Origin of the sequence: Sphingomicrobium nitratireducens (assembly GCF_026157035.1) — a bacterium.
In the GTDB taxonomy this organism is placed as follows: Bacteria; Pseudomonadota; Alphaproteobacteria; order Sphingomonadales; family Sphingomonadaceae; genus Sphingomicrobium; species Sphingomicrobium nitratireducens.
This window is the reverse complement of record NZ_JANJZA010000001.1, coordinates 798,079-812,957: the sequence shown is the minus strand read 5'-3', so window position 1 is coordinate 812,957 and position 14,879 is coordinate 798,079. Positions and strand designations below refer to the sequence as shown.

General features: G+C 67.5%; 11 protein-coding genes. 2 read left to right on the top strand and 9 right to left on the bottom strand.

What is annotated here, in order from left to right:
- Nucleotides 1-150: 150 nt before the first annotated feature.
- Nucleotides 151-1,362 (bottom strand): threonine ammonia-lyase, encoded by a 1,212-nt coding sequence (locus NNY25_RS04040; RefSeq protein WP_265570067.1) that lies wholly within the window; start codon nt 1,360-1,362, stop codon nt 151-153.
- A gap of 79 nt (nt 1,363-1,441) precedes the next feature.
- On the opposite strand from NNY25_RS04040, the gene NNY25_RS04035 reads away from it, so the two are divergent.
- A complete protein-coding gene (locus tag NNY25_RS04035; protein ID WP_265570066.1) occupies nt 1,442-3,082 on the top strand; it encodes an amidohydrolase in 1,641 nt (546 codons plus the stop codon).
- Here NNY25_RS04035 and NNY25_RS04030 read toward each other — a convergent pair.
- Genes NNY25_RS04030 through NNY25_RS04010 form a run of 5 tightly spaced genes read right to left on the bottom strand, consistent with a single transcriptional unit; the run spans nt 3,064 to nt 10,559 of the window.
- A complete protein-coding gene (locus NNY25_RS04030; protein ID WP_265570065.1) occupies nt 3,064-5,043 on the bottom strand; it encodes a protein-disulfide reductase DsbD family protein in 1,980 nt (659 codons plus the stop codon). The two genes, NNY25_RS04035 and NNY25_RS04030, sit on opposite strands and share 19 nt — an antisense overlap.
- Nucleotides 5,044-5,054: 11 nt before the next feature.
- A complete protein-coding gene (gene metH / locus NNY25_RS04025; protein WP_265570064.1) occupies nt 5,055-7,676 on the bottom strand; it encodes a methionine synthase in 2,622 nt (873 codons plus the stop codon).
- Nucleotides 7,676-8,710, bottom strand: a complete 1,035-nt coding sequence (locus NNY25_RS04020) for a homocysteine S-methyltransferase family protein (protein WP_265570063.1) — start codon at nt 8,708-8,710, stop codon at nt 7,676-7,678. Before NNY25_RS04020 ends, metH begins: the two co-directional genes overlap by 1 nt.
- Nucleotides 8,707-9,594 carry a methylenetetrahydrofolate reductase [NAD(P)H] gene (gene metF, locus NNY25_RS04015; protein ID WP_265570062.1) on the bottom strand — a complete coding sequence of 296 codons (888 nt, stop codon included), beginning with the start codon at nt 9,592-9,594 and terminating at the stop codon, nt 8,707-8,709. Before metF ends, NNY25_RS04020 begins: the two co-directional genes overlap by 4 nt.
- On the bottom strand, nt 9,591-10,559 hold the full coding sequence (locus NNY25_RS04010) for an ArsR/SmtB family transcription factor (RefSeq protein ID WP_265570061.1): 969 nt from the start codon (nt 10,557-10,559) through the stop codon (nt 9,591-9,593). Before NNY25_RS04010 ends, metF begins: the two co-directional genes overlap by 4 nt.
- A gap of 201 nt (nt 10,560-10,760) precedes the next feature.
- Here NNY25_RS04010 and NNY25_RS04005 point away from each other — a divergent pair, with 201 nt between their 5' ends.
- Nucleotides 10,761-11,000 (top strand): hypothetical protein, encoded by a 240-nt coding sequence (locus NNY25_RS04005; RefSeq protein WP_265570060.1) that lies wholly within the window; start codon nt 10,761-10,763, stop codon nt 10,998-11,000.
- A 273-nt stretch (nt 11,001-11,273) separates the two neighbouring features.
- Here the strand turns inward: NNY25_RS04005 and groL are convergent, their stop codons facing one another.
- From groL to NNY25_RS03990, 3 genes are all read right to left on the bottom strand, one after another.
- On the bottom strand, nt 11,274-12,914 hold the full coding sequence (groL, locus tag NNY25_RS04000; protein WP_265570059.1) for a chaperonin GroEL: 1,641 nt from the start codon (nt 12,912-12,914) through the stop codon (nt 11,274-11,276).
- Between the two features lie 79 nt (nt 12,915-12,993).
- Nucleotides 12,994-13,281, bottom strand: coding sequence for a co-chaperone GroES (groES, locus tag NNY25_RS03995; protein WP_265570058.1), 288 nt, complete (start codon nt 13,279-13,281; stop codon nt 12,994-12,996).
- 109 nt (nt 13,282-13,390) lie between these two features.
- Nucleotides 13,391-14,797, bottom strand: a complete 1,407-nt coding sequence (locus NNY25_RS03990; RefSeq protein WP_265570057.1) for an MATE family efflux transporter — start codon at nt 14,795-14,797, stop codon at nt 13,391-13,393.
- Nucleotides 14,798-14,879: the final 82 nt, after the last annotated feature.

Below are 14,879 nucleotides of genomic sequence, written 5' to 3'. Positions count from 1 at the left end.
TCCTTTCGAATATCCTTACCAACTCCTTTATGCGCACCGTTAACGCGCTTGAAAAGCTTTCGGAGGCGGAAAAGACGGTTAACTGCGGTTCCTGTCCCGGTCAGGGACAGGCGCAGCAGCGGTTCGAACGAGAAGAAGTCCGAGTCGGCGTCAGATGATGCTCGCGCGTTCGACCTTGAAGCCGCACTCGGTAAGCTTCTCGATCAGGGCGTCGATCGCTTCGGCGTCGCGCGCCTCGCATTCGACCTCGATCATCGTGTCCTTGGCCGGTAGCGCGGTGAATACGCGGTGATGGTTGGTCTCGATGATGTTGACGCGGCACTGGTAAAATTTCTCGGTGATCGCGGCGAGCGCGCCGGGGCGGTCCTCCGCCACGATCTTCAGTCGCGCGATGCGCCCGCACCGCACCAGCTCGCGTACCAGGACGTTGGCGAGAAGGTGCGTGTCGATATTACCGCCGCACAAGACGGTGCCGACCTTCTTCCCCTCGTAGCGCTCGCTGTCGTCGAGGATCGCAGCAAGTCCCGCCGCCCCCGCGCCTTCGACAACGCTTTTCTCGATGCCGACCAGCAGCGCGACGGCATGTTCGATCGCCGCTTCGGACACGAGGTCGATGCGATCGACCAGCCGGCCGATGATCTCGCGGGTGATCTGGCCCGGATGCTTGACCGCGATTCCCTCGGCCAGCGTGTCGCCGCCGATTTCCATCTCGCGGCCCTCGATGATGTTCTTCATCGCCGGGAACATCTCGGCCTCGATGCCGACGATCTCGATCTCGGGCTTGAGGGCCTTGGCGGCGGTCGCGATGCCGCCGATCAGCCCGCCCCCGCCGATCGGGACGACCAGCGTGTCGAGGTCGGGCGCCGCCTCGAGCATCTCGAGAGCGACCGTCCCCTGCCCTGCGATGACCGCAGGATCGTCGAACGGGTGGACGAAGACATAGCCCTCGGCCTCCTCGAGCGCGCGGGCGTGGCCGTAGGCATCGTCGAACACCTTGCCGAACAGGACGACGTTGGCGCCGTGCCCCTCGGTCTGGACGATCTTGATGGTCGGGGTGGGCTCGGGCATCACGATCGTGACCGGAATACCGAGCCGCGCGCCGTGATAGGCAACCGCCTGCGCATGGTTGCCGGCGCTCGCCGCGATCACCCCGCGCCTGCGCTCCTCCTCGGTCAGTTGGAGCAACTTGTTGAGCGCGCCGCGCTCCTTGTAGGCGGCGGTAAACTGCAAATTCTCGAACTTGAGCCAGACTTCCGCCCCGCTGATCTCGGACAGGGTGCGGCTCATGTTCATCGGGGTCTTGAGGACCGCGCCCTCGATACGCCGGGCGGCGGCGCGAATATCGTCGATCGTGACTGTCATGGCGAGCGGCCTAGCCCTTTCGGATGGGACAAACAATGCTATGCGGCGTAGCGACCCTTCTCCCCGACAGGAGCCACAGATGCGCCTTTCCCTTCTCGCCGCCACTGCCAGCCTCGCCCTTTGCGCGCCCGCCGCCGCCGACACGCTCTACGCCGACCTTGATGGCCTCCAGGCGAAGGCCGACGGCACGCTGGTGCGCTTCTCGGCCTTGCTGGTCGACGACGCCGGCAAGGTCGTGCGCACCTATTCGGCGGCCGACACGCTGCCGTCCGCTGACCTGCGCATCGACATGGGCGGCGCGCACGTCCTCCCGGGCCTGATCGACGGGCACGGCCACCTTATGGGGCTCGGCCAGACCGCGATGAGCCTCCAGCTCTACGGCACCGATTCCATCGCCAGCCTCCAGAAGCAGCTGGCCGAATTCGCCGCAGCCAACCACGACGCCAAGTGGATCGTCGGGCGCGGCTGGAACCACGAGATGTTCGCCGACGGCCGCTTCCCGAGTGCTGCCGACCTCGACGCCGTCGTGGCCGATCGTCCCGTGCTGCTCGAACGCGTCGACGGCCACGCGGTGGTCGCCAACAGCCTCGCCATGCGCATGGCGAAGATCGTCGACGACACGCCCGACCCGACCGGCGGCGCGATCCTGCGCGACGACAAGGGGAAGGCAACCGGCATGTTCGTCGATACGGCCGGTAACGCGCTCTACGCGCTCGTTCCCGCCGCCACCGGCGCCGACCTCGAAAAGGCGCTCGGCCTCGCGCAAGACTTCATGCTCTCGCAGGGCCTCACCGCGATGGCCGATATGGGGACCAGCGACACCGACTGGCACGCGCTGCGCCGCCTCGGGGACGAGGGCGGCCTCAAGGTGCGCGTGATGAGCTATGCCGCGGGCGTCGACAATCTCGAGAAGATCGCGGGCAACGGTCCGACGCCCTGGCTCTATGACGGCAAACTGCGCATGGCCGGCGTCAAACTCGTCACCGACGGGGCGCTGGGATCGCGCGGGGCGTGGCTGAAGGCCAACTATGCCGATGCCGACACTCGCGGGCTGCAGATGCTGAGCGACGACCAGCTGCGCGGCGCGATCGACCGCGCCGTGGCGCTCGGCCACCAGGTCGCCACCCATGCCATCGGTGATGCCGCCAACGACCAGCTGCTCGACGCGATCGAGGAGACCGAAGGGGCCTCCAATCTACGCTTTCGCGACGAGCACACGCAGATCCTCGACCCCGACGACCTGCCGCGCCTCGCCGCCTCGGGCGTGATCGCCTCGATGCAGCCGGTCCACCAGGCGAGCGACTGGAAAATGGCCGAAAAGCGCCTCGGCATGGACCGCCTGGGCGGGGCCTATGCCTGGCGCAGCCTCAAGGAGAGCGGCGCGCTGCTGGCATTCGGCTCCGATTTCCCGGTCGAGCACCCCAACCCGTTCGCGGGGCTCGAAGTGTCGGTGACGCGCACCGACGCCAATGGCGAGCCCGAGGGCGGCTGGCGCACCGCCGAAGCGATCACGCTCGGCGAAGCGCTCGCCGCTTTCACGCACGGCGCCGCTTTTGCGGGCCGCGCGGAGGACCGGATGGGCGGGCTCGAACCCGGCCGCTACGCCGACTTCATCGTCGTCGACCGCGACATTGCCGAGGTCGACCCCTCCGACATTTCGGAAACGAAGGTGCTGGTCACCTACGTAAGCGGCAAGGAAGCCTACCGCGCCGCCGACTGAGCGCGCTCGACAAGCATAGAGGGCGTCAGCACCTGCGGCAGTTCCTCCGCCTCGCGGCCCGGCGCGTACCATAGGTATAGCGGCACCGCGGCGCGCCCCCGCGCGTCAAGAAAGCGCGTGATGGCGGGATCGTCCTGCGTCCAGTCGGCGACGAACACCGCGACATCCGCCTGTTCGAACGCCGCCAGCGTCGCCTCGCGGTCGATGGCGCCCGCCTCATTGACCTTGCAGGTGAGGCACCAGTCGGCGGTGAAATAGACGAAGACGGGACGTCCCTCGGCCCGCGCCGCCGCGACCGCGTCCTCGCTCCACACCTCGGCGAAGTCGGGCGCGCGCGCTTCGGCCGAGGGGCGATCGGGAAGCAGCATCGCCCCCGCCACCGCCAGCGCCAACGCCCCGCCCATCGCCACCCAGCCGAGCGCCAAGCCGCGCCTCGACAGCAGCAGCAGGCAGAGCAGCAGCACGAGCGCGCCGAGCGCCAGCAGCAGCGCCTCGCTCCCCGCCAGCCGCCAAAGCAGCCACAGCGCGCCGACCAATGTCGCGAACATCGGGATGGCGAGCAGCCGCTGGAGCCGCTGCATCCACGGCCCGGGCCGCGGCAGGCGTTTCCTCAGCGCGGGCACGAAGGCGATGGCAAGGAACGGCAGCGCCAGTCCCAGCCCGAGCGCCGCGAACACGCCGATCGCGCCCGCGGGCGGGAGGATCAGCGCCGTGCCCAGTGCCGCCCCGAGGAACGGCCCCGCGCAGGGCGTCGCGACGAAGGCAGCCAGCGCGCCGGTCCCGAAATGCCCCCCGCGCCGCATCTCGCCGGCCAGCACCGGCAGCCGGTAGAGCCCCATCAAGTTGGCAGTGATCGCGCCCGCCAGCAGCACGAGGAGGAAGATTGTGCGTGGATCCTGCAGCTGGAACGCCCAGCCCGCCGCCGTCCCGCCGGCCCTGAGCGCGAGCAGCACCGCGCCGAGTAAGGCCGTGCCGACCACCGCGCCCGCGGTGTAACCGAGCGCCTCGCGCCGCGCCTCTTCCTTGTCGCCCCCGGCCCGCGCAAGATGCATCGCCTTCATCGCGAGGATCGGAAAGACGCACGGCATCAGGTTGAGGAACAGGCCACCGACCAGCGCGCCGAGGATCGCGACGAGCACTGTGCCTGCCCCGAGCCCGCCGACCGGCTTGCCGCCCGCGGGCACCTCGCCGGGGGCGGCGTCGAAGGCGAGCCCCTGCCCCTCGCCGATGTCGATCACGCCCGACAGGCGCCGCGGATCGCCCGTCCCGCGCCGCGCGAGCTCGGCCACCAGCCAGTCGCCCGAGCGCAAGAAACGCTGCGGCGCGGCATAGTCGATGACCTTGTCCTCGGCGAGGAACAGCGAGGGCTTTCCGAGTGTAGCGGACGCGGGCAGCGGCACCGCGATCCGCACCGTGTTATCGCTCAGCGAAAAGCGCCCCTCGCTCGCCAGCTCGCGCGGCAATTTCGCGCGATAGGCGTCGAATTCGTCGGTGCGGCTCGGCCCGTCGCCGACCAAGAGCGCCAGCGCGAACGTCCCCTTCTCTGGCACGCACACGATATCGGTGCAGGCGAGCCAGCGCCCCTCTCCCTCGATCCTGAGCACCGCGCGATCCGTCGGCGGCACGGTGAGCGTGACGAGGATGGCATGGTCCGACTTGTAGACATAGTTGATCAGTCCCGCCGCCTCGAGCTTGACCGGCGTGGGATAGCGCAACTCGCCGACACTCGCGCCTTCGGGCAGCCGCCACTCGATCCTGAGCGGCAGCCCTGCATCGCCCGGGTTGAGCCAGTAGCCGTGCCAGCCCGGCTCGGTTTCCATCACCAGTGCCAGTTCGACCGTCCCGCCCTCGGCAGGCACAGGGCCCTCGGCGACGAGGTGCGGCACGATATGCGTCGTCTGCGCGGCGGCCGGGGCGGCGGCGAACAGAATCGTCAGGAGAAGCATCAGGCGCGTGAACATCGCCCGGAGCGCTAGCCGCTTGTCGCGCGCTCGTCGAGATTGGGCGCGAGCCACTTCGCCGCCTGCTCGACCGGCACGCCGCGCCGCGCCGCATATTCCTCGAGCTGGTCCGCGCCGATCCGCGCAACACCGAAATAATGTGCTTTCTCGTGCCCGAAATAGAAACCCGACACTGCCGAGGCCGGCCACATCGCGAAATTCTCGGTCAGCGAAATCCCCGCCGGATCGCCGCCCAACAGCTCGAACAGGATCGGCTTGAGGCTATGGTCGGGACACGCCGGATAGCCGGGCGCGGGTCGGATGCCGCGATATCGCTCCGCGATCAGCTCATCGTTGGTGAGCGCCTCGCCCGCCGCATAGCCCCACAGGTCGCGCCGCACGTGGGCGTGCAGCGCCTCGGCGAAGCTTTCCGCGAGCCGGTCGGCGAGCGCCTTCAGCAGGATCGCGCTGTAATCGTCACCCGCCTTTTCGAAGGTCTTTGCGCGCGGTTCCGCCCCGTGGATCGCGACCGCAAACCCGCCGAGCCAGTCCTCGTCCAGCAGGAAATCGGCCAGACAGTCGTTCGACCTTCCCTCGCGCTTGGGGGTCTGCTGGCGCAGGAAGGGCAGACGCACGTCGTGCTCGACGAGGACCGCGTCGTCGCCCTCGCGCCGCACGGGCCACAGTCCCGCGACCCCGCGCGCAGCAAGCCAGCCTTCCTCGATGATCCGGTCGAGCATCGCGTCGGCGTCGGCATGAAGGCTGCGCGCGCTGGTCCCGACGACCGGATCGTCGAGGATCGCGGGATAGGTGCCCGCCAGCTCCCAGGCGCGAAAGAAGGGCGTCCAGTCGATCGTCTGCCGCAGGTCGGCGATCGACCAGTCGTCGAACCGGTGCAGCCCGGTTCGGGCGGGCGCGGACGCCTTGCCCGCGGGATCGGCGACGAAGCCGTTGGCGCGCGCCTCGGCCAGCGGCACCGGTTTGGTCTTGCCCTTGCCCGCGCGCTTGTCGCGAATGTCGGCATAGTCGGCCCCGATCTCGCCGACATAGGTCTCACGGTCCTCGCCGAGCAACTTGGCGACGACGCCTACCGCGCGGCTCGCATCGTTGACGTGGATGACGGGTCCTTCGTAGGCGGACGCGATCCTCAGCGCGGTGTGGACGCGGCTGGTCGTCGCCCCGCCGATGAGCAGCGGCATGGTCAACCCCTCGCGCTGCATCTCGCCAGCAACCGAGACCATCTCGTCGAGGCTCGGCGTGATCAGCCCCGACAGGCCGATCATGTCGGCGTTTTCGCGGCGCGCGGCGGCGAGGATGTCGGGCCAGCCGACCATCACGCCGAGGTCGGTTACCTCGTAGCCGTTGCACTGCAGTACGACGCCAACGATGTTCTTGCCGATGTCGTGGACGTCGCCCTTGACGGTAGCGAGCACGATACGTCCCTTGGCGACGCTCGCGCCGTCGCTTTCCGCCTCGATAAAGGGCAGCAGCTGCGCCACCGCCTTCTTCATCACCCGCGCCGACTTGACCACTTGCGGCAGGAACATCTTGCCCTCGCCGAACAGGTCGCCGACGCGGTTCATCCCGTCCATCAACGGCCCTTCGATAACCTCGATCGCGCGGCCCGCTGCCTTCCGCGCCTCCTCGACATCCTCGAGGATATGGGCGTCGATCCCTTCGACCAGCGCGTGGACCAGCCGCTCGTCGACATTCGCCTCGCGCCACGCGTCGTCTTTCTCCTCGGCCCGCCGCGTGCCGCCGCGATAACGCTCGGCAATCTCGACCAGCCGGTCGGTCGCGCCCGCGTCGCGGTCGAACAGCACGTCCTCGCACGCCGCGCGCAATTGCGGGTCGATCGCGTCGTAGACGTCGAGCTGGCCCGCATTGACGATGGCCATTGACAGGCCCGCCGGGATCGCGTGGTAGAGGAACACGCTGTGCAGCGCGCGCCGCACCGGCTCGTTGCCGCGAAACGAGAAGCTGAGGTTGGAAAGGCCGCCCGAAATCTGGACGTGCGGACAGGTCGCGCGGATTTCCCGCGCGGCCTCGATGAAGTCGACCCCGTAGCGGCGATGCTCGTCGATCCCGGTCGCCACCGCGAAGATGTTGGGGTCGAAGATGATGTCCTGGGGCGGAAAGCCGCTGTCGACCAGCAGGCGATAGGCGCGCTGGCAGATCGCGACCTTGCGCGCCTTCGTGTCGGCCTGCCCCTCCTCGTCGAACGTCATCACCACGACCGCCGCACCATAGGCGCGCACCGACCGCGCGCGGTCGAGGAAAAACTCTTCGCCGTCCTTGAGACTGATCGAATTGACGATCGGCTTGCCCGAGACGACCTTGAGCCCCGCCTCGATCACCTCCCATTTCGAGCTGTCGATCATCACCGGCACGCGCGCGATGTCGGGTTCGGCGGCGATGCGGCGCAGGAACAGGCTCATCGCCTCCGCGCCGTCGAGAAGGCCCTCGTCCATGTTGACGTCGATGATCTGTGCGCCGTTGGCGACCTGTGCGCGAGCGACGTCGACCGCGGCGTCGTAGTCGCCCTCGAGGATGAGTTTGCGAAAGCGCGCCGAGCCGGTGACGTTGGTCCGCTCGCCGACCATCACGAACCGGGTCGAGGCGGCGCTTGCCCTCGTCGCCGCGCGCATTTCCATCAGCTCGCCAGCCGCATCGGCTCTAGCCCCGCGAGCAGCATCGCAGGGTCGGAGTCGGGAATGGCGCGCGGCGCCGCCCCCTCCGCCTCGCGTGCGATGGCCGCGATGTGGGCGGGCGTTGTCCCGCAGCAGCCTCCGACGACGTTGACCAGCCCCTCGCCGATCCACTCGCGAACCTGCCGCGCTGTGTCCTCGGCTGCCTCGTCGTAAGCGCCAAGGTCGTTGGGCAACCCGGCATTGGGATAGGCCATCACCGGGAAGGGCGCGCGCGCCGCCAACGACTTCAGGTGAGGGCGAAGCGCCTCGGCCCCGAAACTGCAGTTGAGGCCGACCGTGATCGGATCGGCATGCGCGACCATGGCAAGGAACGCCTCGACCGTGTGGCCCGACAGGTTGCGTCCCGACAGGTCGGTCAGCGTCATCGAGAGCATCATCGGCAATTCGCGCCCGATCCGCGCCTCGACGTTGAGTGTCGCCATGATCGCGGCCTTGGCGTTGAGCGTGTCGAAGATCGTCTCGATGAGGATGAAGTCGACCCCGCCGCGGGCGAGCGCGGCAACCTGCTCCTCGTACACCTCGACCATCCGCTCGAACGTCACCTCGCGGTATGCGGGATTGTCGACGTCGGGCGAGAGCGAGAGCGTCTTGTTGGTCGGTCCGACTGCGCCGGCGACGAAGCGCCGCCCTTGCGCCGCGTCCGCCACCGCACGCACCAGCCGCGCCGCCTCCTCGTTCATCTCGGCAACGAGGTGCTCGGCGCCGTAATCGGCCTGGCTGATGGCGTTGGCGTTGAAGGTGTTGGTGGCGATGAGGGCGGCGCCCGCGGCGGCGAAGCCTCTCGCGATCTGCGTGACGATCTCGGGCTGTGTGAGATTGAGGAGGTCGTTGTTGCCGCGCTGTTCGGCTTCGAGTGGAAGCGTCCCGGCATAGTCTTCAGGGGTGAGCCCGCGATCCTGCACCATCGTTCCGTAGGCGCCATCCTTGACCAGCACACGCTCGGCGATCAGCGCGAGAAAGTCGCCGCGCGCGCTCATCCCTCGCACCCCAGCATGTGGCAGATCGCCCAGCTCAGTTCTGCGCGGTTGAGTGTGTAGAAATGGAAGTGGCGCACGCCCTCGCGGTAGAGCTGGCCGCACAGTTCGGCGGCCGCCATCGCCGAGACGAGCTGGCGTGCCTCGGGGGCCTCGTCGAGCCCTTCGAAGCGGCGGTCGAGCCAGTCGGGGATCTCGGCGCCGCAGCGTCCTGCGAACTTGCGCGTCTGGTCGACATTGGTGACCGGCAGGATGCCGGGAACCAGCTCGACCTCGCGCCCGCGCGCCGCGATCGCGTCGCGCAACCGCAAAAACGGGTCTGGGGTGAAGAAGAATTGCGTGATGGCGCGCGTCGCGCCCGCGTCGATCTTGCGCAACAGGTGGTCGAGATCCGCTTCTGGGCAGTCGGCCTCGGGATGGACTTCGGGGTAGGCTGCCACGCTCAGGTCGAACGGCGCGACCCGCGACAATCCCTCGACCAGTTCGGCGGCATTGGCATAGCCGTCCTCGCGCGCCGCAAACGCCCCCTCGGGCGGGTCGCCCCGAAGCGCGACGATGTGCCGCACCCCCGCGTCCCAATAGTCGCGCGCAATGGCGTCGACTTCCTCACGGCTCGCATCGACGCAGGTCAGGTGTGCGGCAGGCGTAAGCTCGGTTTCCTCGAGGATTCGCCTGACCGTCGCATGGGTACGCTCGCGGGTCGAACCGCCCGCGCCATAGGTGACCGAAACGAACCGCGGTCCGAGCGGCGCGAGACGTTCGATGGCGCTCCACAGCCGCTGCTCTATCGCCTCGGTGGCGGGAGGAAAGAATTCGAAGCTGACGTCGATGTCGCCGCGCGGGCGCTCGAACAGGGTCTCGCGATGTTCGAACGCCGGGCCGGTCATGCCGCCTCCTCGGTGCGGCCACGCCCTGCACCGCGTCGCGCCGTCCAGATCTTGATGACGAGCGTCCGGCCCGGCAGTTCGATCGGCGTGTCCTGCTCAAGGCCGCAGTCGGCGAGCCAGCCGCCGATGCGCTCGTCGGAAAAGCCGAGGCGCTGGTGGCCGTGGAGGCGGCGCAGTTCCTCTCGCTCGTGCGCAGCGAAGTCGACGACCAGGAGCCGCCCGCCGGGCGCTAGAAGACGCGCGGCCTCGTGCACCGCGGCGCCCGGCGCGTGCGCGAAGTGGAGGACGAGGTGGAGAATGACGAGATTCGCACTCGCGTCGGGCAGCGGCAGCGCGGTCATGTCCCCCTGGCGTAGGCTGGCGTGTCCGATTCGCGCCTCGTCCAACCGAACCCGCGCCACCCGCAACATGTCAGGGCTGCGATCGATCCCGATCGCGCGATCGACGCGGTCGGCGAACAGTTCGATCATGCGCCCCGTGCCGGTGCCGACGTCGACAAGCGTATGAATCCGCTCCGATCCCACTGCCGTATCGAGCGCCGCCTCGATCTGAGCGTCGGGCGCGTGAAGCTGGCGCAATTGCTCCCAGCGTTCCGCGCGCCGGTCGAACCAGCGGCCAGCGGCCTCGGCTCGCTCTCCACGCACCGCCTCGAGGCGCGTTGCATCGGCCTGGAAGACATCGCGATCCCGCTTGTCCTTGGCAGCGTCGATCAGCAGGCGAAGCGCAGTTTCCCGCTGTCCGCGGTCCGCCTCAACGAATACCCAGCTGCCTTCCTTACGGCGCGAGACTAGGGCGGCTTCGGCAAGAATTCGGACATGCCGGGACACGCGCGGCTGGCTTTGTCCGAGCACCAGCGCGATCTCGCCGACGGTCAGTTCCATCGAGCGGACGAGCGCGAGAATGCGCAGGCGGCTTGGGTCGCCCAAGGCGTGAAACAGGCTGGCAAGGGGTAGCTCGGCAGACATGATTTCAAGGCATAAGGAAATCTTTATGTGCGTCAAGGCGAGCGCTTGCGTGGGGTGCCTATCGACACGCGTGAAAATTTGACGATTGCGTGACGGGTCGGAACCCTTTATTTCGGGCCCCAGACCTGCCTGCGAAAGCGGCAGGTCCTATACCTTGTGCGCGCGAGAGAGCGGGCACGCATTGCAAGGGAATGAATTATCATGAAGAAGGTTGCACTGACCGTTTCGGTTCTCGCGCTCGGCCTGGCCGCTTGCGAAGCGAAGACTGACGATGCCGTCGAGAATGCGGCGATCGAAGAAGCCGTCGAAAACGACATGGAAGCTGCCGGCGACGCCGTCGAGAACGCTGTCGACGAGACCGCTGCGGCTGCCGAAGCTGCTGGCGACGAAGCCGAAGCGGCTGCCGAAGAAGCTGCCAACGAAGTCGACGCCGAGATGTAATCTCGCGTCGAAGCTTCCAAAGCTTCGAACAGATCAAGGGGTCGCACTTCGGTGCGGCCCCTTTTTCTTTGACCTGCGTTGATCGGTCATGCGCGTCTTCCTTCCCTTCCTCCTCCTGGCCGGATGTTCCGGACAGGAACCTGCGCGGCCGAGCGCGGCGGACGAGGAGAGGTTCGAGGAAATGGGCGCGATGCTCGATGCGGCCCGCAACGAAAAAGGGGCCGCGCCCGAAGACGCGGCCCCTTCCGTAGAGCCTGAGGCTGCGAGCGCGGACTAGAAGTCCATGCCGCCCATGCCGCCCATGCCGCCCATCGCCGGCGCCGCCGACTTGTCTTCGGGCAGTTCGGCGATCGTCGCCTCGGTGGTGATCAAGAGGCCGGCCACCGACGCGGCGTCCTGCAGCGCGGTGCGCACGACCTTGGTCGGGTCGATGACGCCCGCGGCCACCAGGTTCTCGTAGGTGTCGTTGGCGGCGTTGAAGCCCATGGTGGGGTCGCCACCGTCGGTGAGCTTGCCCGCAACCACGGCACCGTCGAAACCGGCATTCTGCGCGATCTGGCGCACCGGCGCTTCGAGCGCACGGCGCACGATGTCGACACCACGCGTCTGGTCGTCATTGTCGCCGGTCATGCCCTCGATCGCCGACTTGGCGTAGAGCAGCGCAGTACCGCCGCCCGGAACGATGCCTTCCTCGACCGCGGCGCGGGTCGCGTGCAGCGCGTCGTCGACGCGGTCCTTGCGCTCCTTCACCTCGATTTCGGTGGCGCCGCCGACCTTGATCACGGCCACGCCGCCGGCGAGCTTGGCGAGACGCTCCTGGAGCTTCTCGCGGTCATAGTCGCTGGTGGTGTTCTCGATCTGCTGGCGGATCGCGGCGGTGCGGCCCTCGATGTTCGACTTGTCACCCGCACCGTCGACGATGGTGGTGTTGTCCTTGTCGATGGTCACGCGCTTGGCGGTGCCGAGCATGTTCACGGTGACGTTCTCGAGCTTGATGCCGAGATCCTCCGAGATCATCTCGCCGCCGGTCAGGATCGCGATGTCTTCGAGCATCGCCTTGCGGCGATCGCCGAAGCCCGGCGCCTTGACGGCCGCGACCTTGAGGCCGCCGCGCAGCTTGTTGACCACGAGGGTGGCGAGCGCCTCGCCCTCGATGTCCTCGGCGATGATCAGCAGCGGGCGACCCGACTGGACGACGCTCTCGAGGATCGGGAGCATGGCCTGAAGGTTCGACAGCTTCTTCTCGTGGATGAGGATGTAGGGGTCGTTGAGTTCGACCTGCATCTTCTCCGGATCGGTGATGAAGTATGGCGAGAGGTAGCCGCGGTCGAACTGCATGCCCTCGACGACGTCGAGCTCGAATTCGAGACCCTTGGCTTCCTCGACGGTGATCACGCCTTCCTTGCCGACCTTCTCCATCGCCTCGGCGATCTTCTCGCCGACTTCACGGTCGCCGTTGGCCGAGATGATGCCGACCTGGGCGATCTCGTTCGAATCGGCGACGGGCTTGGAACGGCCCTGCAGGTCCTCGACGACCTTCAATACGGCCATGTCGATGCCGCGCTTCAGGTCCATCGGGTTCATGCCGGCCGCAACCGACTTCATGCCCTCGCGCACGATCGCCTGGGCGAGCACGGTGGCGGTGGTGGTGCCGTCACCGGCCACGTCGTTGGTCTTCGAGGCCACTTCGCGCAGCATCTGCGCGCCCATGTTCTCGAACTTGTCCTTGAGCTCGATTTCCTTGGCGACCGAAACGCCGTCCTTGGTGATGCGCGGCGCGCCGAAGCTCTTGTCGATGACGACATTGCGGCCCTTGGGGCCCAGCGTCACCTTGACGGCGTCGGCGAGGATATCGACGCCCTTCATGATGCGCTCGCGCGCGTCACGGCTAAATTTCACGTCCTTGGCAGCCATTGTCTGATGCCTTTCTGTTGGATAATTTCAGGAGGGGAAGTGCACAAAGTACACGGTCCCTTCGAGGTCCGCGTCAGCCTCAGGCGAGAACGCCGAGAATGTCGCTTTCCTTCATGATGATGAGGTCTTCGCCGTCGAGCTTGATCTCGGTGCCCGACCACTTGCCGAACAGGATCTTGTCGCCGGCCTTGACGTCGAGCGGGGTGACGGTGCCGTTCTCAGCACGCGCGCCCGAACCGACGGCGACGACTTCGCCTTCCTGCGGCTTTTCCTTGGCGCTGTCGGGGATGATGATCCCGCCAGCAGTCTTTTCTTCGGCCTCGACACGGCGGACGAGGACACGATCGTGAAGCGGTTTGAAACCCATGGGGCCCCTCTTGTCAGTTAGATGTTGAACCGTTCGCGACTGGCACTCCTACATCGAGAGTGCCAACGTCGCTGCGCATGTGGGTCGCGCATTCCTACTAGTCAACAGTTCAGGCCGGGATTTTTTTGCTCGTCTCGTCGCGGGTCAGCCCCAGCCGCTCGCGCATCGTCCAGCGCGCCATCATCAGCACCGAGACGATCGCAAGGCCGGAGGCGAGGCCGGTCCACAGGCCGATGCCGTCCCAGCCCGCTTCGAAGGCGAGCCAGGCGCCGACACCGATGCCGACCAGCCAGTAGCCGATGAATGCGAACACCATCGGCCAGCGCGTGTCGTGAAGACCGCGCAACATGCCCTGCCCGACCACCTGCGCACCATCGACGATCTGGAAGATGGCAGCGATGCCGAGGAAGGATGCGCCGAGCGCGATCACCTCGCGGTTGGCGGGCACGTCCTCGAGGAACAGCGTCATCAGTTCGCGCGGGACGAGCCACAGAACGACCGCCATCATCGACATGAAGCCGACCCCCATGACGAAGGCGGTCCAGCCCGCGCGCCCCATCCCTTGCGGATCGCGGCGACCGAGCATCAGCCCGACGCGCACGGTCGCGGCCTGGCTGATCCCCCACGGCACCATGAAGGAAATGGCGGCGATCTGGAGCGCGATGGCATGGGCGGCGAGCGGTTTCTCGCCGACCAGCCCCATCAAATAGGCGGCGGCCGAGAAGACGCCGCCTTCGAACCCCATCGACAGGCCGATCGGCAGGCCCAGCTTCCACATCCTGGCGTAGCGTTCCCAGTCGGGACGCCAGAAGCGACCGAACAGGTGGAAGCGGCGGAACTGGCGGTCGGTGAGGACGACGAGGACCAGCGCCACGGCGAGCAGCGCCCAAGTGATCGTCCCGGCAAGCCCGGCCCCGAAGATGCCCATCCGGGGCAGGCCGAATTCGCCGAAGATGAGACCGTAGCCGAGCAGGAAATTGATCGGGATGCCCACCGCCGAAAGCACGAACACCCACTTGGGCCGTTCGAGCGCGGAGACGAAGTTGCGCAGCGTCTGGAAGAACAGGAAGGGCAGCAGCGACCACATGTAGCCGCGCAGGAAGGTCTGGCCGAGCGCGGCAAGACGGGGCTCCTGCCCGAGTGCTTCGATCAGCCCTTGCGCATTCCACATCACCAGCCAGATCGGCGGGACCACGGTCAGCACCAGCCACACCGACTGGCGGAATGAGCGGCGCACGTCGGTGACGCTCTTCAGCCGCGCGCCGAGCGCGGTCGCCATCAGCGGCGAAGAAGCGGTGACGATGCCGAGCAGGATGAGCGTGAAGGCGAAGAACAGGTTGAGCGCGAGCGCGGCGCCCGCCAGCTCGGTCGGCCCGAGCCGTCCGAGCAGCCAGGTGTCGGTCGCACCGATCCCCGCCATCGTCAGGTTGGACAGGATCAGCGGCCAGGCGAGGTTCGCCGTCGCGCGCACTTCGTGCCCCCAACTGCCGGGCGTCCTGGTCGCTTCCCCGTTCATCGTGAGCGGGCGCTAGTGCCCCTGCCCGCCCCCGTCCAGCGAATATGGGTGCAAAGCGCCCTTGTGCGTCCCTATGTTGGCC